Annotated in this window: 13 protein-coding genes; 8 read left to right on the top strand and 5 right to left on the bottom strand. The window is 39.8% G+C overall.

The genetic code is table 11. From position 1 onward, the window contains the following. Positions 1-194: 194 nt before the first annotated feature. Genes J8L85_RS09020 through J8L85_RS09035 form a run of 4 tightly spaced genes read left to right on the top strand, consistent with a single transcriptional unit; the run spans position 195 to position 2133 of the window. A complete protein-coding gene (locus tag J8L85_RS09020) occupies positions 195-899 on the top strand; it encodes a hypothetical protein (protein WP_211016613.1) in 705 nt (234 codons plus the stop codon). Between the two features lie 38 nt (positions 900-937). Beyond that, complete coding sequence (locus tag J8L85_RS09025) at positions 938-1117, top strand: hypothetical protein (RefSeq protein ID WP_211016614.1); 180 nt, start codon at positions 938-940, stop codon at positions 1115-1117. An 18-nt stretch (positions 1118-1135) separates the two neighbouring features. Next, positions 1136-1531: a DoxX family protein gene (locus J8L85_RS09030; RefSeq protein WP_211016615.1), complete on the top strand. Its 396-nt coding sequence runs from the start codon at positions 1136-1138 to the stop codon at positions 1529-1531. Positions 1532-1539: 8 nt separating this feature from the next. Beyond that, entirely contained in the window at positions 1540-2133 is a 594-nt protein-coding gene (locus J8L85_RS09035) for a hypothetical protein (RefSeq protein ID WP_211016616.1), read from the top strand. Positions 2134-2822: 689 nt separating this feature from the next. Here the strand turns inward: J8L85_RS09035 and J8L85_RS09040 are convergent. Beyond that, positions 2823-4190, bottom strand: coding sequence for a Gfo/Idh/MocA family oxidoreductase (locus tag J8L85_RS09040; RefSeq protein WP_211016617.1), 1368 nt, complete (start codon positions 4188-4190; stop codon positions 2823-2825). Positions 4191-4579: 389 nt separating this feature from the next. Between J8L85_RS09040 and J8L85_RS09045 the strand changes: the two genes are divergently transcribed. The 4 genes from J8L85_RS09045 to J8L85_RS09060 all read left to right on the top strand — a co-directional run bounded on the left by J8L85_RS09045 (position 4580) and on the right by J8L85_RS09060 (position 15364). Then, positions 4580-8626 (top strand): ATP-binding protein, encoded by a 4047-nt coding sequence (locus tag J8L85_RS09045; protein WP_211016618.1) that lies wholly within the window; start codon positions 4580-4582, stop codon positions 8624-8626. 307 nt (positions 8627-8933) lie between these two features. Further along, complete coding sequence (locus J8L85_RS09050) at positions 8934-11876, top strand: TonB-dependent receptor (RefSeq protein WP_247656618.1); 2943 nt, start codon at positions 8934-8936, stop codon at positions 11874-11876. 17 nt (positions 11877-11893) lie between these two features. Continuing rightward, positions 11894-13543: a RagB/SusD family nutrient uptake outer membrane protein gene (locus J8L85_RS09055; protein WP_211016619.1), complete on the top strand. Its 1650-nt coding sequence runs from the start codon at positions 11894-11896 to the stop codon at positions 13541-13543. Positions 13544-13567: 24 nt separating this feature from the next. Then, entirely contained in the window at positions 13568-15364 is a 1797-nt protein-coding gene (locus J8L85_RS09060; RefSeq protein ID WP_211016620.1) for a DUF3472 domain-containing protein, read from the top strand. 246 nt (positions 15365-15610) lie between these two features. Here J8L85_RS09060 and J8L85_RS09065 read toward each other — a convergent pair whose 3' ends face one another. The 4 genes from J8L85_RS09065 to J8L85_RS09080 form a co-directional block, all read right to left on the bottom strand. After that, positions 15611-16489 (bottom strand): glycoside hydrolase family 16 protein, encoded by an 879-nt coding sequence (locus J8L85_RS09065; protein WP_211016622.1) that lies wholly within the window; start codon positions 16487-16489, stop codon positions 15611-15613. Positions 16490-16565: 76 nt separating this feature from the next. Then, the gene (locus J8L85_RS09070; protein ID WP_211016624.1) at positions 16566-17357 is read right to left on the bottom strand and encodes a glycerophosphodiester phosphodiesterase family protein; all 792 of its coding nucleotides are present in this window, start codon (positions 17355-17357) and stop codon (positions 16566-16568) included. Between the two features lie 101 nt (positions 17358-17458). Further along, positions 17459-19063, bottom strand: a complete 1605-nt coding sequence (locus tag J8L85_RS09075) for a RagB/SusD family nutrient uptake outer membrane protein (RefSeq protein WP_211016626.1) — start codon at positions 19061-19063, stop codon at positions 17459-17461. Positions 19064-19074: 11 nt separating this feature from the next. Then, the gene (locus J8L85_RS09080; RefSeq protein ID WP_211016627.1) at positions 19075-22149 is read right to left on the bottom strand and encodes a TonB-dependent receptor; all 3075 of its coding nucleotides are present in this window, start codon (positions 22147-22149) and stop codon (positions 19075-19077) included. Positions 22150-22159: the final 10 nt, after the last annotated feature.

Here is a 22159-nt window from a genome sequence, read left to right on the forward strand (position 1 = left end):
AGAAGTCTAGAAGTCAAAATAAAATTTGAGCAACAAAATATACTCTTGGTTTTCACCTCAACTTTTTAAATTTCTATTAGGAATCTGCCTATAAGCCTGTCTCATCCAGAAAACAACCGACTCATCATTTTTTACGGGTATTTCAGTTACATGATAACTAGGTTTGACCATGTTTAACCAAAAACCTAAAAATCATGCACATTACAACTCCGCTTGTGAAAAAAGCACAAGAATATGTAGTCAATCTGTTCACCAATCATCTTTCCAAAAACCATCGTTTCCATAATTTGGACCACACCAAAAACGTGGTTCGGGCCGTGGGGATTATTTCAGATTATTTAGAATTGGATACTGTTGATCAAGAAATCTTGTTATTGGCTGCTTGGTTCCACAACACAGGATATTTAAGTAAGTCTATAAACAATAAACTTATCGCATCACTTATAGCAGAGAATTACCTTGAACCAACCGAACTATCGCAGAAAGCAATGAGCGCAATCAGTAACTGCATTCTAGCTACAAAAGATGATAGTGGCACTAAAAACATATTGGAAGAAATCATGCAGGACGCTAATTTATTTCATCTTTCACAAGACAACTATTGGTCAAAAAATTCATTGCTCCGTACCGAGTTGAAACTAACCTCAGAATTAACATATACGGATGGGCAATGGTACAACATCAATTTGAATCTTCTTAAAAACACTTCCTTCAAAACGCCCTACGGACAAAAGTATTTAGAACGGGCCAGAGTTACTCTAATCTATGAAAACGAAGCAATCCTAAAATCAATATCGGGAACAGATAAAGAAATTGGTAGCCCAACAGCTTCGTTCTTTCCTTCTATGGGGACAAAAGAAATAATCGTATTGGAAAGTGGATGTAAAATAGAAATTTAACACCCGTAAAACTTAATGTCTTCCAGATTGTACATGTGATGAAAGAAGAATTTATAGAAATGAACATCAATACCAACGAGCTAAAACATTTGAGTTTTAATAGAAAAGAAGGACAGTACATAGTATCGCTCTTGGATTCTGATAAATATGCAGTATTACGAGGATATGGAAAAACACCAACAGAAGCCATAAATGACCTGCACGCAGGTCTTCTTTAAAAAATAAATAAAGTAAAAATGAAGAAAGACAGATTAATTTATTGGATTACCACAGTAATTATTTTTTTATTGTTTGGAGTGGCAACGGCATTGACCTTCCAATCGGAAATGGCCAGACAGAGTATAGCCGATCTGGGCTATCCATCATATTTTGGAACCATGCTTAACATCTTCAAAATAATTGGCTCTTTAGCCTTAATCCTGCCCAAAGTACCCTCTAGAGTAAAGGAATGGGCGTACGCAGGGTTCGGCATTGATTTTACATCGGCCTTCATAAGTATGTGGGTAGTTGAGGGCATTAGCGCTCATCTATTGTTTCCGTTAACAATGTTGGTTATTCTATCATGTTCCTATGTTTTTTACCATAGAACAAATGCAACAATCGATTTGCCTTATAAGTTTCACCAAAACTAAAAAGGGACATGCAAAGCAATGATATTACCTATACCAATGGGCTTGGAGAACTATTAGCACCTCTTCTTAAAATTATAAGAGCTACAGGTTTCTTTGAAGCATTTGTGTTCATGCCCTTGATGACCATCCTTTCCGTCTTTGTTTTCATAAGACTAAAGCGTAGATTAAAAGGCAATGGGACTTTTAAGAATGGATTACAAAAAAAAATGAGGTTGACCCTTTTGGTATCTTATTATAGTCTGTGTTTTATGGTGACCAATGTCACGGCTGTTGCTTTCAAGACCTTGATTGTTCAGGAAATGGATTATAAGGGTACGCCTTGGTTTATTAATTTAGTAGCCCCTCTCCATTTTTATATTTTAAGTGTAGTACTGGCCTACTTATGGCTTATACGCAGAAACCTATCCGGGCTAACCGATCGCCTGTTATGTATGTACATTCAAGTTGGTTTAATAGGAGGTTATTACATTGGTATTTATCGCTTAATGAACGAGCCGTTCAACATTACGGACCCTACTACGGGTATGAGCGGAATTTTCTTTCTATTGTGGTTCGGGGTGTTGAACCTGGATATTGGTATTCGTCTTTTTAGACAAATCTAGAGGAAAGGGAGTCTATCAAGAAAATTCAACTGATTCGATAGAAATCTGAATCTAGCTTGTATGTCCGATACCCATGAAACTTTTTTATCCCTTATAACAATTAGGTCGTTTTTTATAACTAGTTGAGCTTAGAAATTAATATTTGACAAGATTTGATTTCGACAATTGGTTTTATTAACTTTAAGTAATAATGAATTATATCATTTGCCTCCATTTGTTGCAGAAATTGCAAAACGGAGTATAGCGTTATATTAGTAAGGTAAAATATTGAAAGTAAAAGTAGTATGATGAATTGTTTAACTCTGCCACCCCGACATTATACTTTAAAACCCGACAATCTATGATTGTCGGGTTTTTTGTTTTAAAGAAATACCAAGCTGTGATTTTTAACATTGGCTAATGATATATAGAACATTACTGTTTAATTTTCTATTATCAAATTAAGTATAGGAATAGGGGTTCTAAGTGGTTTAAGAACATTAAGGTACAGATAATGGGCTGCATTCTTGTAGTATGAATTCACTATAAGAACAAGTGAAGCGGTAGCCCATAATTCATATGGTTTTTGCTTAAAATTATGAACCCCCGACAATTATAAATTGTCGGGGGTTTAGTTTTACAACCAGTACAATAGGTTACAACCGCTTATACAGTATATTGCTATGTAAGGATTTGTAAAGACCTATTTGTTAAAAGGTCTCCTTTATCCAATTGTAAGGTTTTCTTTTGATCCACATACCTCTGGTGAAATCTGGTATTTCCTGTGGTTCCCCATTGTTTTCGATAGAGGCTTCCGATAACGGTGTTATAGAGCTCCATGCGGCGGCATCATAAGCATCCATTGGTGGTGCAATGTTTTGTTTAGCGGACTCTACAAAAGCGTTCATAACAAAGAAATCCATTCCTCCGTGGCCGGCATCCTTGGCGTAATCACCGTATTTCTTCCAAAGAGGGTGCTCGTATTTCTTTAACCAAGAATCTGCGGAATCCCAACGGTGTGGTTCCGATTTACCTTCTATGTACATTCTGTTACCATCTACTTCCCAGAGACCATTTACTCCTTGCACACGGAAACCTAGCGAGTAAGGTCTTGGAAGGTTACAATCGTGTGTAATTATGATCGTCTCTCCCTTGGCCGTCTCTACTGTTGTGGTGATGACATCCCCTTGTTTCCAATCAAGTTTGGCATTGGGGTGGTTTTCGCCTCCTTTTGGGTGTTTTACGATGTAATCGTGAAGCCCTCTTGGCTTACTGGCATGTGAAGTAAGGGAGACCAATCTGTTACCTCTGTTAATATCTGCCATTACGGCTACAGGGCCTAAACCATGGGTTGGGTATACATCGCCATTTCGTAATAAAGAGTGTTGGGTTCGCCATTTAGATTCGGAAATACCTTTTTCTCCAAATTCTACTCCTGGTCCATATGGGTCTATACCGTCATTGAATTTAACGCCTCTTAGGTCGTGCTGATATCCGCAACGGAAATGGGCCAACTCACCAAAAACATTTTGTTTTACCATGTTTAAAACGGCAAGCACATCTTGTCGGTAACAAACATTCTCCATAATCATTAGGTGAGTTCCCGTACGCTCGTGCGTATTTACCAGGTCCCAGCACTCTTCCAAAGTATTGGCCGCGGATACCTCCAATCCGGTATATTTTCCTGCTTCCATTGCATCTACTGCCATTCTTGTATGCCAAAGCCAAGGAGTAGATATTACTACCGCTTCAACATCGTCATGTTCCAACAGATTTTTATAATCGTGTTCGTTTTTATCAAAAACCAAGGGTTTCTTTTTGCCTTTCTCCGCTATTTTACTTTTTGCAAGTGCTATTCTCTTTGGGTCGATATCGCATATGGCGGTAACGGTCACATCGTCTCTTAATAAAAGATTGTTTAAGTGGTTGGTTCCCCTTAAACCTACCCCTATAACTCCGACTTTTAATTTTCTGCTATCCTTGCCAGTGGTAAACTCAAGGGCAGAGGTTGGTAAAATTGCCATGCCCAAACTGGCGGCAGATGTTTTTTTGATAAAATTTCTTCGATTATTCTGCATCACGTTCTTTTATATTTAGATCTTTACTCTTTTTCGTTTTCAGGTTCGTATTATTTGGTTTGGTGTAAATTTCAAACAATTAAGGGTTGTTCTTAGTTGACATAATAGTTAATCTTAGGGGGTTTTTTTATCGATTCTCAATAAATATGTTAATTGGCTCTTAATTTTATTGCACTGATAAAGTTTACTTATAAAATTTATCCAATTGTTACCAAATACTCATAGAACGATGATAGATTTGTTGTAGATAAGAGATGGGAATAAAAGTAGATTAGGGTAATAAAGATTAAAACAATATAGATATTAACTTCATTTTAAACAAAATACAAGTAGTATTTATGCATGGTTTGGGCACTTTGCTAATGTTAACATGTATACTTTTCTCCTATATGGGCGGCTTTGCCCAAAGTGAGCGCTCTAACTTTGTCCATTTATCCAGAAATTTTTTGGCGTATTCAGATATAACCTATGACGATTTTGGTTTTGTTTGGATCTCTGGGGCACAAGGTCTTTATAAGTATGATGGTTACGATTTTGAGCTAAAGCCCTATACATCTTATTTTGGCGATGGTTTTTCGTATAAATTCCCCGTACTTCTTCATCGAGATTCGAATAAGCGTTTATGGATCGCTTCAACCTTACAGGAGTTGTCTTATGTAGACGAGAAGGGAACGGTCGTTAAAATCGGCATAGATAATACTATAAGCGAAAGAATAGTAGCGGTCTCCTCTAACGATGAGGTTGTATGGTTCGGTACCGATACCGGTAAACTGTATTATTACGGAAACGGATCTGAAACTGTTGAATCTGTGGGTAAATCGCCTAACTCGCCTGCCGAGAAGGCAACTTCTATCGTAGATATAGCGGTCGATACTAAAAATAATGTTTGGGCCAGTTTTATGGATGGTACCATTCATCATTATAATGCGGATAAAAAACTATGGCATAAGGTAGAGGCTCCCGTAACTTCTTTTGGTACTGATCTGATCAAATTGGAAGTGGATAAAAATGACCATCTATGGATCGCTACCGAATTACATGGGCTGTTAAAACTCGACCCCGAAAAAAAGGAATTTATACAATTAGCGCAGAACATTGATCTTGCCGAAGATGGTAAATACCCGATGTTTATTACGTTGTATTGCGATAGTAGCGGAATTGTATGGGCGGGTACAGATGGTGATGGTTTTTTTAGAATAGACCCGAATACGGATCAAGTTGATAATTTTAAACCCGACCCACTTAACAAATTTTCCATTAGCAATGCTACCATTACCAATGTAGGTGAAGATGCAAGTCACAATATATGGGTGGTGACCAAAGAAGGCCAAATAGATATTTTGCCAAAGGTAAACCCTGCCATTAATTATTACAGTGGCAGTAAAGAAGGGGTACCCACCAAGACTTTGTCCATTATGCGGACACCTGATAGTATTCTTTGGTTCGGGAGCGATGGTAAGGGGCTCACGGCCATGCATGTTGATGGTACCAAGACATTATATTCTATGGATAAGGGCGCAGATATCCCTTTCAAGGGGAAGTTTGTGCAATCTATGGCGGTAGACTCACTCGGAAATTTATGGGTAGGCACCTATCAAAATGGACTGTGGGTCTTAAAAGGGGAGAGACATAACATACCCGTACAAGTAGAGGTGAGGGATGGCGCAGGACATAAAGTGACGGATATTAGAACCATTTTTGTGGATTCTAAGGGAAGGGTGTGGACGGCCTCCAGATCATCGTTGAATATATATAATGACCGTGGGGAGGTGTTGGCGATATACGACAATAATAAATACGGTTTGTCCGGAAAGGTTATAGATTGGTTGATAGAGGATAATAATGGGAATATATGGATAAGCCAAGAGCCTGGAATGTTTTTTAGGTTCGATGAAAGCATGGGGCTACAAAATCCCGTATTTGAACCTGTAGCTTATCATAAGTCGGTATTGGATAAAGAGGATTACTCCATAATAGCTATGGATAAGGATAGTGAAGGAAAACTTTGGCTTCTTACAAAATCCCGCTTTTTGATCAAGTTCGATCCAATAGATCGTTCGTATCTCTCTTTAAGGGAAGAAAAAGGATTAAGTGAAATAACAATAACATCTATATTGACCCCGTCCGACAATGAATTATGGTTGGGCAGTTCACAAGGAATACATCATTACGATCTTGAAACAAAAAATCTGGAATCATACTACCGTATAGATGGATTACAGGGCAATTCTTTTCTGACAAAAAGTGTCTATAGGTCCTCTGACGGACAATTGTATTTTGGAGGAGCCGATGGGGTCAGTGTCTTTAAACCGGAATCTATGGAAAAAAAAGATTCCAATGCCAAGTTGTACATTACCCAGATAGAGGTCTTGAACAAGCCCATTCAGCATTTTTATCCCTCGATGGAGAATAGTAGGGTAGAGTTTTTGGATGAATTAAAGTTAGAAGCCGGGCAAACATCATTTTCGTTTCAATTTACCGCTTTAGATAATGTTTTAGCGCCCAATTACCAATATGCCTATAGGTTAAAAGGGTTTGATGAGGATTGGATCGAACCTAAATCTAACCGGATCGCCACGTATACCAATATACCGTATGGCGACTATGTGTTTGAGGTGCGAGCTGGTTCTAAAAAAGGAATTTGGGATTTGGGCGAAAAGCAGATCAAATTATATATTGCCCCTCCTTGGTGGCAATCTAATTGGGCCTATCTGATATATGGGTTATTGGCGCTCGCTATATTTTATGGCGTTTATGAATGGTTGATCTTAAAATACAGACTACAGCAAGAGTCGTGGAAAGGAGCCAAAGAGAAGGAGATGTACGACATGAAGGTAGACTTTTTTGTAAAAATGTCGCATGAGGTACAAACACCTTTAACACTTATCTTGGCCCCCATAGATGATATGCTGAACAAGGCCATGGCCTCTGGCAATGATCTGCTAAAGAACAGGTTGCATTTGATTCGGAACAATGCCAAAAGACTTTCTCGCATAGCATCGGAACTTACCAATCTTAGGGATAAGGAAGTCAATAAATTGCAGATACGGGCTACAAAGAACAACTTTATTGCCAACGTAAGGTCGGTGGTGGTTTCCTTTGAAGAACAGGCGGCTTTTAAACAGCTCAATTTTAACCAACATTATCCTAAAGAAGACATTGTCTTTTGGTATGATAGGGATAAGATAGAGCATGTTATATATAACTTATTGTCCAATGCAATAAAATTTACCCCGAGCGGGGGAGAGGTATCCCTGGTTGTGGAATATAATAAGAAACAAGAGTTTGTAGCGCTACAGGTATCGGATTCTGGACCGGGTATCCCCGTAAAGGATCAAGAAAAAATATTCAAATTGTTTTACCGTTCTGATCTTGGAAAACAAAGTACGGATTCTTCGGGTATTGGATTGGCCTTGGCAAAAGAGTTGATAGAGCTTCATCATGGTGAAATCAGTGTTGATTCTAAGCAAGGGAAAGGTTCAACTTTTAGGGTGAAATTATTTACCCGAGATAACCTTTTATCATCAGAAGAAAAATTGTTCGAAGAATCGCGGGCGAATAAAGTTAAAGAGAATGAACATCTAGGAAATATACCAGTCGGGGATCGCTTGCCAGATGACAATGAAGAATCAAAAGGACCTACCATATTGGTAATAGAGGATCATGTAGAAATGCAAATGTTCTTAAAAGATGAATTAAGGAGTAAATATCAGGTACGTTTGGCTGATAATGGTAAAAAGGGAGTGGAATTGGCCAAAGAAATATTACCAGATCTTATTATATGCGATGTAATGATGCCAGAGATGAACGGTATCGAAGTCTGTGAACGTTTACAGGAAGAAAAATCGACAGCTACCATACCTATTATCTTGCTTACTGCCGTGGATGCACCGGAGACGAGAATTGCCGGGTATAAGTCCGGGGCTATCTCTTATGTTCAAAAACCTTTTAATTTCAGGGAGCTCTCTTTGGTCATACAGAATATAATGAGCGGTAGAGAAAAGGCTATGGAGCAATTAAAGGGTAAACTGGTGGGCACGCCTTTGCCCAATCAAATGCAGTCGAAAGAAGATGTCTTTATTTCTGAACTGGTGGCAGCGCTCAATGAACATTTGGAAGAACCCGATTTTCGTTTGGAAGATTTGGCCAATACGCTAAATATGAGTTATTCGGTAATCTATAGAAAATGCCATAAAATACTGGGTAAATCTTTGGTGGAACTACACAGGACCTTAAAATTGAAAAGAGCGGCACAACTTATTATAGAAAGTGGATATGGAGTCTCGGAGGCTGCCTTTATTGTAGGGTATAAAGATGCCAAATATTTTAGCCAATGCTTTAAAAAAGCATTTGGAAAATCACCTTCTGCCTTAAAAAAGGAAGTACTAAGGAAAGAGGGGGAAATTAACCTCGAAGACTTTGGAATCAAGATTTAAGACAGCCACAGATTACACTCATTGCCATCTTGTTTAAAATGATGTTTTTTGTCGAATTATTTGACTAAATATCAAAATTATATTCAAAAGGTTACAGAAAATCCTCTTTATTTTCAGTTTGCTTAAAAATTCTACCCTAAGCGATCAAAAACACCCCCTCTTTACCCCAGAGTGCTGATTAGATTTGAAACTACATTAAGAATGTGTTTACGTATCGTTAACAAAATGTTCAGATATTCTAGGTAGAGCATTTTACACAGCACATTCTTGATTAACAGTTAACTAGTACTAACTCAAAAAAATGAATATGGATAGATTTTCTAAGATGTTAAGGGGCTTTACCCTCTTACTCATTTTTGTTGCCGCGAATTTTACGGCCACTGCTCAAGAGAGCACATTAACCGGTGTCGTGACCGATGCCGATAACGAAATTCCTATTGCAGGGGCAAGTATCGTTATCCAAGGAAAGCAAAAAGGAACGGTAACCGATTTTGACGGTAATTTCACATTAAGTGTAAATGCCAATGACGTTATTTTGGTCAGTTATATAGGTTACGAAACAAAGGCCGTGTCGGTAAATGGTCGTTCTAGTTTGCAAATCTTCTTAAAAGAACAGGTATCGGAGTTGCAAGAAGTGATTGTAACCGGGTATACTTCAAAACGTAAATCGGAGGTAACATCGTCCGTAGCCACGGTAGATGCAGAAGAGCTTACCGATGTAGTCACCCCAAATGTTTCAACAATGTTACAAGGTAAGGCATCGGGTGTACAGGTTGTGCAGTCTAGTGGTCAACCAGGTTCTACACCGAGCATTAGTATAAGGGGCTTGTCTTCTATAAATGGTAATGTGGCGCCACTATGGGTGGTAGATGGTATGATTATGCATACAACACCTAATATTAACCCTGTAGAGATCAATTCTATTTCTGTATTAAAAGATGCATCTGCAACGGCATTGTACGGTTCTAGAGGTGCAAATGGGGTAATTGTGGTAACTACCAAACAAGGTGGGTCTGACAAGGCTACGTTTTCATTGTCCTCTAGGGTAGGTTATTCAAACTTAAACCAAGGAAACTTTGAAGTAATGAATTCAGATCAATTGTATGATCACTACCTGTCGTACAGCAATCAAGAGAATATTCCTGCTTGGTTTGACGAAAGTTTAAAGAATACCGATTATGATTGGTTTGATAATGGTACCCAAACGGGCATATTGCAAGATTACAGTATGGTCTTTACCGGCGGAACCGAAAAATCGAAAACATTTGCTTCGTTAGGGTATTATAACGAGACAGGAACTGTTAAGGGGTACGATTACGATCGTGTATCTTTTAGATTGAACCATAGTTACGATGTCAACGACCGTTTGACCTTAAAACCTAGGGTAGCTTTAAGTTATGAGAAGACCAATAGCCAACAACATTCGTTGTACGCTATGTACACCTACTTGCCATGGGACCAACCTTATGATGAAGAAGGTAATGTGATCAACCCTCAAGAAGCGGGCACTACATGGTATGGTAGAGACGCATCGAACTACCTGTACGACCTACAATGGAACTACAGTAAGAACAGAACATTGGAACTGTATACCAATTTCGATTTTGAGTACGACCTTTTTAAAAATGTGAAGTACATCTCTACCAACGGTGTTTCATTTTATTATACCAATGGTTTATCATATACCGATCCGTCGTCGAATTCAGGATTGGCCACCAATGGTGCCTTATATAAATCGAATGCCAAACGAGTTACCAATTTCACCAACCAAATGCTTAAATACTCCAATAGTTTTGGAAAGCATTATGTAAATGCCTTGGTTGCCTATGAGTATAATGATTATAAGTACGAAAGCGATTCGGCAACGGGTTATGGTATCGTAACAGGTACCGAAATATTAGGCAATGCCGCAACTCCAGCTGCGGTAGGAGGAATAACGAACGATTATGCATTACAGTCCTATTTCTTTAATGCTGACTATAGCTATGACTCAAAATACATGGCCCAAGTTTCTGTAAGAAGGGATGGGGCATCCAATTTTGGTGCCGATAACCAGTATGGTACCTTCTACTCGGGTAGTTTGGGTTGGAACGTTCACAACGAGGACTTTTTTAAAGCGGATTGGGTAGATCAATTAAAGCTAAGGGTCAGTTATGGATCTGTAGGTAACCGTCCAAGCTCTTTGTACCCACAGTACGACCTTTACAGCTTAACCAATGTGTATGATGGTTACACGGCCACTACACCTTCACAATTAGGAAACGATGACCTTTCTTGGGAAAAATCGTACCTGTCCAACTTTGGTATAGATACCAGGTTCTTTAACCGAATCAATTTCTCTGCGGAATACTATATCAAAGATACATCAGACCTATTGTATTATGTGACATTGCCTTCGACCAGTGGTTATACGGGTTACTGGGAGAATATTGGAGGCGTTAAGAACAAAGGTTTTGAAGCTTCTCTCTATGCCGATATCATTACCGGTGACGAAGGTAGCTTTACATGGTCCTTAGGTGGAAACATCGGATTTAATAAGAACGAAATAACAGAATTATACGAAGGTGCCGAAATAGATAGGGGAACCAAGGTATCACGAGAAGGAGAGGACTATAATTCATGGTTCATGAGAAAATGGATGGGAGTAGATCCAGAAAACGGCGATCCACTTTGGGAAGTAGTTGATAGTGAAACGGGAGAAAAATCGGTAACCAACGATTACAATGCCGCTACCAAACAGATCGTAGGTACATCATCTCCTGACTTTTATGGAGGCTTCACTAATTATTTTGATTATAAGGGCTTTAGCCTTTCTACAAATTTCAATTTTGTAAGCGGAGGAAAAATCTATAATTCCAGTCGAGAATTGTACGATTCCGATGGGGCTTACCCTACCTATAACCAACAAGTTTTGTTCGATGATTGGTCTAGATGGGAAGAGCCAGGAGATGTTGCCACCCACCCAAAACTTGTGTACGGAGGAAACAATCTTTCTAACAAAACATCTTCAAGGTATTTAGAAGACGCCAGTTATTTAAGGTTAAGAAATATACAGCTTGGGTATTCTTTACCTTCCAAGGCTATCGAATCTATGGGAATTACCCATTTAGGTTTCTATGTGTCCGGTGATAACCTATTCACGTTTACAGGTTTTTCAGGTATGGATCCAGAAGTGGGCTCAGATGGCTACTCTAGTTCTCTATACCCGGTATCAAAACGTTTTACTCTAGGGATCAACGTTTCATTTTAACATTAAAAAAAGATAACATGAAGAAAATTATATACAGCGCTTTATTGGCTTTAGTGGTTACGGGGTGTGAAATAGATAAGTTTCCGTATGATTCCATTGCTTCCGAAGAATTGTTCGAAGATGCGGAAGGACTCGAATCTGCTACGCTTGGAAATTATGCCTTGCTTAAAGGGGACGCCGATGGTAACGGATTTATGCCACAGTTGCACAGATTGGCAGAATATCCGGGAGACAACGTATCGTTGAGCGGTACTACCACAGATCCACTTTTCTATTCTTATAACTACAACAACCTTGCTACAGGTAGTAGATCTAATGATTTTTGGACTTCTGGTTACAAGGCGATCGTAGGTTGTAACCGTATTATAGAAATGGGTACGGAAGGGGATAGCCCTGAAATGGACCAGTTGATCGGTGAAAATTATTACTTAAGGGCCATGACCTATTTCCAATTGGTAAATATCTATGGTAGACCATATGCACAGGGGACTTCTAATTTAGGGGTACCTTTAAAATTAAGTTCAGATATATCCGATGCTCCCGACAGAAATACTGTTGGTGAAGTGTATGATCAAATTGTAGAAGATTTGTTGAAGGCCGAATCTTTAATGACCATAAATAAAACCAATAGCTATGCTACAAAAGAAGCGGCCCAGGCATTGCTTTCCAGAGTGTATCTATATATGGGTGAAAATCAGTTGGCGATAGACTATGCCGATGAGGTTATAGAGTCGGGAAGGTTTACCATGCTTTCTACGGATCAGCTTCCTTCATATATAACTTTGAATCCGGATGATAATAGTGAAACTATATTTTGTTTCAAGTATTTAGAGGAGTCCGACTATAACCATGGTTGGTACACTGTAGGTTCTCTATATGCCAACATACAAGGTTCTGGTTGGGGAGAAATGTATGCGTCCAGAACTTATTTGGATCTTCTACTTCAAAATCCTGAAGATAGTCGATTAGGGTTTATAGAGCCTCAGTACCTATACGATGCTAATGGAGATAGAACACCGGTGGTATTCTGGGTAAACGACGATTATCAGTATGTTTTTCAGTATACAACAGAAGATGGAGGTTCTGTTTCTTTTGAAATGGATGGCCAGACCTATGATGTTTTATCTGAAGAGAGCGATGGTAAAACCTTATACTATTTTATGGATGGTTCGGGTGCGAAACAATATGTTATCCGTGATTACGAAATGGCACAGAGAAACGGTTATCCAAAGTATTACATCTTAAAAACGTCGTTGCAAGAAGATGTACCTCACTTATGGTCACCTGTGGTTTCTAGATTGGCAGAAATGTATTTGAACAGGGCAGAGGCCTATGCCAAGATGGGGAATACAGGAGAAGCCCTAGCCAATATTAACGTTATTAGAGAGCGTGCAGGTATACCCACTTACCAAGATGCTACAGATTTTCCTGAGGGGCAATCTGTATTGGATGTGGTATTGGACGAACGTCGAATGGAATTGGCTTATGAAGGTCATAGAAAGTTCGATGTTTTTAGAAATGGAAGAACTATGGACAGACGATACCCGGGTACCCACTTGAACGGAAACAATCCGTACTATGAGGTTTCCCCAGATGATCCACGTGTTATAGAATATATTCCAGAATCTCAGATAGCGGCACAACCAACTTTGATTCAAAATAACTAGACTAGATATACAATCGTGAAAAAAATGAAAGTTCTATTTATCGTAATGATAATTGGCCTATTCGGTTGTGATCCCGATGTGGTTGTGTATAACCCAGAACCCGCCAGTACCGAAGAACCAGCGGAAGGACCCCTTGATTTTTCGGTAATCATTCCCCCGGGCGGGAATAGCTGGGTGGTTAACAATGTAGCGCAGAACAGTACAGTGATCTATGACTCTGGAATTCATAATTGGATAGAACTGGATGATGTGATACGCACCTATTTTAAGGTGTCTTCAGCAGGAACCTTGAACGTTGGTCTTAATATCAGTGCCCCAGAAGGTACCTCAAAGATCAGGGTAACGGTAGGTGACCAGACTGTTGAAAAGGAGATCACCAACACCGATTATGCCGATGTGGAAATTGGTCAGTTTGATCTAGAGAGTGCTGGGTACCATTATATAGAGATTCAAGGATTGGAAAAGGCCGCCACCTATATAGGTGATATAAACAATGTGCTTTTAGGTGGATCGGCGGTTACCAATGGAGTGGCCTTCGTAGAAAATGAGGAGGATTTCTATTTTGGAAGAAGAGGGCCTTCCGTTCATCTAAAATATACCACACCCGATTCTGATATTACGTGGTTTTATAATGAGGTAACCGTTCCGGAAGGTGAAGATGTGGTCGGTTCCTATTTTATGGCCAATGGTTTTGGTGAAGGTTATTTTGGTATGCAGGTGAACAGTGATAGCGAGCGTAGAATATTGTTTTCTGTTTGGAGCCCCTATGTGACCGATAATCCAGAAGAGATACCAGAAGACCAAAGAATTACACTACTTGGTAATGGAGAGGGTGTAACCGTTGGTGAGTTTGGCGCCGAGGGTTCTGGTGGACAGAGTTATATGACTTACCAATGGCAACCGGAAACTACCTATAAGTTTTTATTGAAAGGGGAGCCCAGTGGATCTAATTCAACAGACTATACGGCTTATTTTTATGCACCCGAACTTGGTGAATGGCACTTGATCGCATCTTTTAGAAGACCACAAACAAGTACTTATTTGACAAATTTCCATTCCTTTTTGGAAAATTTTGATACCAAGACCGGTTATATAACCAGAAAGGGAACCTATGGTAACCAGTGGGTACGTGATACTGCCGGAAATTGGCATGAGGTAACGGAAGCAACCTTCACGTATGATGCAACCGCCAATGCAGGTATTCGACAAGATTATCAAGGTGGAATAGATAATAACACCTTTTACCTAAAAAATTGTGGCTTCTTTAATGAAAACACGACGTATGGCAGTGTATTCTCTAGAACAGGAACCGGCAATGTCCCAAATATTGATTTTGGTGCACTTCCCGAAGTAACCGTACCCGAAGAAGAGGAAGTGGATTTCTACGACAAGAGTGCGTGGGAGGTATTGGAGTTTTCTTCACAAGAGGAAGTAGGAGAAGGTGATAATGGTTTTGCGGCCCTTATAATAGATGGTGATTCCGATACTTATTGGCATTCTTGTTGGAACAATTGTTCGGAAACCTTTGGTTATCCTCATACATTGGTCATTGATATGAAGGCTTCGAATACGGCCGATAGAATACAGGTCATTCAACGAAATGGGTCTAGAAAAGTAAAGACCCTTGGCATTGCAGTAAGTAGCGATGGTGTTACTTGGGAAGATTTGGGCGATTTTATATTGGAAAACAGTGCAAATGCACAAGTTCTTTCTTTGTCTGAGCCCGTGGCGTTCCGCTATTTAAAATTAACGGCTCTAGATGCCTTTGATGGAGATAGGTTTGCCGCTTTGGCAGAGGTTTCCGTAGGTATGGCCCAGTAATGTCAATAATAAAGTTTTTAAAATCTCATAGATGTTAACAAGAGGTTTGTTCCCTTAAGTTGATTTGAGTTAGTTTGAGAAAGGCACGGATTATTTCCGTGCCTTTTTTATTAAGTTAATTTCTTATTGATATCGTAAGTGCAAAATAAATTATGCTGGTATGGTTGTGTGCCATTTACAATCATTTATACTATGATCTGTGAGCTGTAAAGGGCAAAGACCAGGTTTATGGGGATCGTATAAAATTTATTGTAGTTGGTATACTCGTGCATAGTCGATTACCATTTGCTGTGGAAATATGCTTTCGTCAATTCCTTTTAGCCCTCCCCAACTTCCACCAATGGCGAGGTTCAATTTTAGGTGAAAAGCTTGGTCAAAAGGCCATTCGGCATCAGTTTTATTCAAGTTTTTAAATTGATGGTAAACGGTACCGTCTAAAATAAAATCAATTTTTTCTGGTGTCCATTCAATCGAATACTCATGAAAATCTTCATAAGGGTTTTCAATAAAAACGGCTTTGCCCACTTCGGTCCCCTTAATATGGTTAAAGGCTTCAGTATGCACCGTACCGTATATAGAATCTTTTTCATAACCAACATGTTCCATAATGTCTATTTCGCCACATGTGGGCCAACCAGCTTCTTTCCAGTTTTCGCCCAACATCCAAATAGCGGGCCATGTTCCGGTACCTTCGGGCAATTTGGCCCGAACGCTGACCTTGCCATATTTCCATTCGTTGAGGTCTTTGGTAGTGAGGCTGGCCGAGGTATATTCGCCAAAGGCTGTGTTTTTTATCCAGTTTTTGTCTTCTTCAGCAACAAAGGCCTCGTTCTTAACCTGTTCTTTATGGGCCTCTATGATAAGAAAACCGTCCTCTACGCGAACGTTTTTCGGATTGTTGGTATAGTATTGCGCTTCATTATTTCTAATAAATCCGGTTTCGTAGTTCCAATTTAAAGGGTCCGGTTTTCCGGTACCGTCAAATTCATCGGCCCATACCAAAACATATTCTTTTGTAGGTTCTTCACCTAATTGGTCTTTAGTGTTATTCGTATTGTTTTTGCAGCTACCGATACCAAGGCTTATACAAATAACAGGTATAAAATAGTTGAGGTTAAAGGACATGTGTATCTCGTATTTTTAGGGCGTAAAAAATAAAGGTTTTTTATAAAATGATAGATTATGGTCTATTAATAAATCCTTATTTTTTTAACGACTGTGTTGTTTTTTTAAGTAAAAGCTCTGGTTCGTTGGTGGTGATAAAATCAAAATCGTTTTTTAACAACCATTCCATGTCCTCCTCTTCATTTACCGTCCATGCATTTAGGGCGATATTGTTCTTTTTGGCACTCGTAATCCATTCCGGATGCTTTTTAAATACCGAAAAATGATAATCGGCACCATCGATACCATCTTGTTTCAACACTTCCGGGGCCTTGCTTCCGTCTAGGTACTGTGTATGTACGTCAGGGTTCAGTTCTTCCAATTTTTTTAACATGTCGTAGCTGAAACTAATATAGACGACCATGTCCTGTGCGTTAAGTTCGTTTATCAATTGGTACACTTTTTCAGCAATCAACAATCCTCTTTCCTTGTTTTTAGAAGGTTTGATCTCACAGACAAGACGGGTGGAGGTATTATTTTTTATACCGGCCAAAATATACTCTCTTAAAGTAGGAAGCACTTCTCCATTTTTTAAAGGAAATTTGCTCAGTTCCTGATAAGAGGTTTCCTCGATATTTAAATTGGCATACTCAGGATCATGGGTTATTATTAAAGAATCATTGGCCGTCATGCGAACATCAAATTCAGCACCGGCACATTGTAATCGAATAGCTTCTTTTAATGAGGCTATAGAGTTTTCGGGTAAATCTTTGGTTTTCCAGGCGCCTCTGTGGGCTACCACTTTGTTCTGGGCAAAATCCGGTGTCTTTTTTGTATTGGAACAAGAACCGATTACCAACGTGGTAATCAATAGGTAAATAAATCTCATACGTTACATTTTAAACATTAATATTTGGGCATAGGTTTTAGCCTATGCCCAAATTTCTCAACTAATTCAACTAACTCAACTAAATAGTACTTAAGATATTTTTAATTGTACCCGTCGTTTTGTGGGTAACCTGGACCCAATAGATCCAAATCTATCTGCGCTATGGGGAAGTTGATGTAGTGTGGCTTCCAATTGGTACGTGGGTCCTTAGAACCTAGGTTTGCCGGATAGTATTCCCCATCACCCGCATAACTTGTAATTTGCCTATCTATAACATCTTGTCCCATTCTTTTTAGGGTAAACCAACGTTCTCCCTCAAAGGCAAGTTCTCGGGCCCTTTCGTCTAAGATAGCCTGTTCGTCCACAGAAGAAAGGGGAGCGGCTCCTGCTCTTTCCCTTACGGCATTTATATAGGGTAGGCCATCTCCACCAGAGCGCATCATGGCCTCTGCAGCTATTAAATAGGTCTCTGCCAATCTATAGACCATTATGTTGCTTCTTTGTAGATAGGAGTTTGGATTGTCGTCTTCCTCCACAAACTTTATACAAGCCGGATGTAGTCGCTGATAGTATAAAGTATAGGTTTCACTGGGGTTTTCCAAATCTGTAATGGGCTGATAAATTTTAATCTCCTGGTTTATACTGTCACCGGAGGTATAGTAGTATTTAAGCCTAAAATAGGTGTCGTCGTCCCTGGTGTCATTAGGATCTTCGGCAAGAAGGTCCAACAAATAATTGTTCGGTAGTATTCTAGCGAATCCCCTGCCACCTTGGGCAATATTGGCCTCTATGCCCGAAATCTGAAAGTATTGGGCAACATAGTTGGCGCTCATCATGGTATTGTCTCCACCTCCCAATAGGTCGTCTTTAGATTGTACTACGAACAAGGATTCTGCATGGTTTTTATCTCCTGAAAAAACATCTGCCGTAGTGGGCATTAAACTATGTGGTCCTTCTTCTATAAGGGAAACGGCCTGGTATTTTGCTTCTTCCCAATCTTCCTGCCACATGGCCACTTTTGCCCTTAGATGTTTTGCCGTACCTTTTGTAACACGTCCAAAAGCATCGTTCCACTGCAAGTTTTCTACAGCAAAATCCAAATCGCTTTCCAAAAGGGCAAAAATCTCTTCTTCCGATGATTTGTCGTTTATAACATCAAAAGCATTGTCTACCGTAACCGTATTGGTGGTAACATAGATGTTATTGAACATTCTGTATAGATAGAAATAAGAGTTGGCCCTAAAAAATTTGGCCTCTGCCAAAATTTGGTTTCTTGCTTCATCGTCTATATCCTCCAATGCTTCGGCGGCATTTATAATTTCTGTTGCCTTGTTGGCAATGTTATAAAAGTGCTTCCAAAATAATGAAGAGACGAACTTAGCTCCTTGGTCTACTGGGGATACGCCTCTTTCGTATCTGCCCATTAATCCGGTATAACCCGTTCTGCTAAAGGCAAGATCGCTTCGCGACGACATTAGAACCGCTCCCATAAAATCTTCGGTGCCGTTGTCATATCTGTCCCTGTTAAACTTATATAAGCTCACCACACCCGATTTTAATCCGTCTTCCGTGGTATAGATATAATCTGAATCTATGAGGGTGCTAGGCTGTTCCTCTAAATAGTCTTCACAGGCCGTGGCTAAAAAGACTACGCTTAGTAGGGCAAAACCCTTTTTTAGTTTTATGTATAGTTTTTCGGTATTCATAATTTCTTTTTTTAAAATTTAACCCTTACACCAAAAGTGAAACTTCTTGCATCTGGATAGCCGGTATCGGCATTTGAATAGGTACTTCTTATGTTTACCTCGGGACTATAGCCTATATAGTCCGTATTTGTAAATAAGTTGGTCCCCGTAACATAAAACCTAATCTGTTCAAGGTTTAGGTCAGAGGTTATGGCACTTGGCAATGTATAGCCCAAACTAACGGTTCTTAGCCTCACATAAGACGCATCTTTCACCGCCAATGAATTTAAGTACAATGGGGTAGTGTCATAATTAGGTCTTGGAAATGATGTAGACGGATTTTCGGGAGTGTAATAATCTACCTTTACGCCATTTAACTTGCCCGAAAGTGTACCTCCGTTATTAAAATCCGATAAGAAAGGGTTTACCTTATTTACCCCTTGAACCGTATAAAAATCTACAAAGAGGTCAAAGCCTTTGTACGCTACCGAAGTGGACAATGAACCAAACCAATCTGGGTATGGGTTTTTAAACACCCTGTCTTCTGGGGTTATCTTTCCATCGGGTATTCCGGTCTCGTTTCCGTTTTCATCCACGCCGTTGGTATCTTTTATTTTGATGTCCCCGGCTCTTAGGTCTTCTTGGGGCAACGACGATTCTGGATTGGCCTGTGGGGCATTGGCAAAATCTTCGCCTTCTTGCCAAATACCGTCAAATTCGTATTGGTATATGACCCCAACAGGTTGTCCAACGTAGTAGCCATAAGTGTCGTCTTTGGTAATGGGGTTTCCGTCGCCATCATCATATAGCTCTAACAACTTGTTTTTGTTCTTGGACCAATTGGTAGAGATCGACCATTTAAAATCGTCCGTATTAATAATGTTGGCCGTTAGGTTCAATTCTACCCCTGTATTCTGAAGTTCCCCGGCATTAAAAAACGTGTACTGGTAACCCGTAATGGAAGGTACCCCCCTTCGGAGCAACAGATCGGTAGTTCTAGCATCGTAATAGTCTACGGTACCGGTCAAAAACCTGTTAAAGACAGAAAAGTCAAGACCAAGGTTCAAAGTGGTTATTCTCTCGAATTTTAAATCTGTATTAGGTAGAATAACCGATGGGGAATACCCTGAGGATGATTCCCCATCAAAAATATAGTTTTGCCCGTCAGCGGTAAAAAGGGAGGTATACGCACGTCCTAGATCATTCACCAGCGAACCGTAACTTGCCCTGAACTTTAACTCTTGAACCGCATTTACATCTTTTAAGAAATTCTCGTTATGGATCTTCCAGGCAAAAGAAGCCGCAGGGTTAAAGCTCCATTTATTGTCTTCTGAGTTAACAGAGGCCCCATCGGCCCTTGCAGTTGCCGTTAACAGGTATTTATTGTTAAGGTTATACCTTGCCCTGGCCATAAAAGAGGATAGGCGTTGTTGGTTTTTGTCGCGTTCAACGGTTACGTTTCCTACTGCGTTCGTAATACCGTCATAGCCTAAACTTTCGTTGCTAAAACCTTGTCCTTCGGTAAAGGTTCTACTGTATTTGTTTTCTTGAGCAGATTGAACCAAGGTTACATTTAACTTGTTGTTTTCGTTAAAGGCCTTGTCATAGGTTAATATGTTCTCTATCAAATAAGACTCCGTTAAAGTATTTTCTATTCTGGCTATGCCTCCAACATCGTCACCGGCAGAACTTAATGAGGATTGGTATTGTCCCCTTTCCGATGTTCTTCTGGTAAGGTTTGTTTTTAATTGATATTGTAGGTCTTTGGTAATCTGCCAAATAGGGGTAACGTTTATTACATAATCGTTTCCTTTTTCATCGTTGTCCTGTTCGCGCAGGTTCCAAATAGGGTTCACCGCCGACAACTCCTCACCGCTAGGAAATTGGGTCAAGTTGCCATCTTCGTCATAGGCCCTACCCAAAGGAGAAGTAGTGATTACGTTGACATTGGCAGCCCTTTCGGTATCATCGTTCAGAAGGTTAAGGTCAAAATTAACCGAAAACTTATCGCTGATCTTTTGATCTACGTTCAAGCGCAATGTTTTTCTGGTATAGCTAGAAGTAGGTATGATACCTTCTTCCTTAAAGTAATTAATACTACCAAAGACCTTAGTGAACTCAGAACCACCGCTTACGCTTACAGCCTGACTGTTTACATAACCGTTTCTAACCAGTTCGTCTTCCCAGTCAACAAATTCGTTGTTGGCGATCGAGGCCAGTTCTAGTTCCGAAAAGATTTCCTCATCGTTGGGGTAAGAGTCATCGGCAATATTAGACCTAACGGCCTCTCTTCGTAATTGGGCAAATTCTTGCCCGCTATAAACATCAAAGTTGCGCTCAATGGATTTTGAGGTTACATACCCATGATAGCTAACACTTACTTTACCTTTTTTACCTCTCTTGGTGGTGATCAAGACCACACCGTTGGCACCACGTGATCCGTAAATGGCCTGTGCCGAGGCATCTTTAAGGAACTCTACGGACTCAATGTCGTCAGAATCTATATCTTCGATGCCTCCATCCCTGATAATACCGTCAACAACATAAATAGCACTTACACTACCTTCAATGGAGCCTTGCCCCCTAAAGATGATATCGGAAGTACCTCCAGGTCTTAGGGTTCCGCCCCCTACATCTACCTGTAGACCGGCAATTCTACCCCTAAGCATTTCGTTAACATCCGCCGTTGGGGTTAATATGGCCTTTTCCATATCGGTTACGGCGACCGCGTTTACTACGTCACTTTTCTTTTGTGTACCATAACCGACTACCACAACTTCTTCTAACTGACTCGCATCTTCTTGTAATGTTATGGTTATTGGGCTGTTCGAAATAGGTACCTCCTTAGAGGTATAGCCTATGTAAGAAGCTACCAAAATGGTAGCATCCTTTGGGGCGTTCAGGGTAAAATTTCCATCAAAATCGGTAGATGTACCTACGGTTGTACCTTTTGCCACTATCGAAGCTCCGGGTAAAGGCACTCCGTTTTGATCAAGCACTGATCCTGTTACTTTTTGCCGATCCTGTGCATGCATGGTCACGGCAGAAAAGATAGCAAGCAATAGCCATAGTATCTTTTTCCTTGGTTTAAATAATTTGGTAATCATAGAGTGTTGA

This window comes from Maribacter sp. MMG018, from assembly GCF_018100785.1.
Taxonomy (GTDB): Bacteria; Bacteroidota; Bacteroidia; order Flavobacteriales; family Flavobacteriaceae; genus Maribacter.

Coding starts and splice junctions, on each gene's coding strand:
- J8L85_RS09040 (WP_211016617.1), bottom strand. CDS start 4,190: ATGCAGAATAATCGAAGAAATTTTATCAAAAAAACATCTGCCGCCAGT.
- J8L85_RS09025 (WP_211016614.1), top strand. CDS start 938: ATGAAAGAAGAATTTATAGAAATGAACATCAATACCAACGAGCTAAAA.
- J8L85_RS09065 (WP_211016622.1), bottom strand. CDS start 16,489: ATGTCCTTTAACCTCAACTATTTTATACCTGTTATTTGTATAAGCCTT.
- J8L85_RS09075 (WP_211016626.1), bottom strand. CDS start 19,063: ATGAATACCGAAAAACTATACATAAAACTAAAAAAGGGTTTTGCCCTA.
- J8L85_RS09070 (WP_211016624.1), bottom strand. CDS start 17,357: ATGAGATTTATTTACCTATTGATTACCACGTTGGTAATCGGTTCTTGT.
- J8L85_RS09030 (WP_211016615.1), top strand. CDS start 1,136: ATGAAGAAAGACAGATTAATTTATTGGATTACCACAGTAATTATTTTT.
- J8L85_RS09080 (WP_211016627.1), bottom strand. CDS start 22,149: ATGATTACCAAATTATTTAAACCAAGGAAAAAGATACTATGGCTATTG.
- J8L85_RS09045 (WP_211016618.1), top strand. CDS start 4,580: ATGGGCGGCTTTGCCCAAAGTGAGCGCTCTAACTTTGTCCATTTATCC.
- J8L85_RS09020 (WP_211016613.1), top strand. CDS start 195: ATGCACATTACAACTCCGCTTGTGAAAAAAGCACAAGAATATGTAGTC.
- J8L85_RS09055 (WP_211016619.1), top strand. CDS start 11,894: ATGAAGAAAATTATATACAGCGCTTTATTGGCTTTAGTGGTTACGGGG.
- J8L85_RS09050 (WP_247656618.1), top strand. CDS start 8,934: ATGGATAGATTTTCTAAGATGTTAAGGGGCTTTACCCTCTTACTCATT.
- J8L85_RS09035 (WP_211016616.1), top strand. CDS start 1,540: ATGCAAAGCAATGATATTACCTATACCAATGGGCTTGGAGAACTATTA.
- J8L85_RS09060 (WP_211016620.1), top strand. CDS start 13,568: ATGAAAGTTCTATTTATCGTAATGATAATTGGCCTATTCGGTTGTGAT.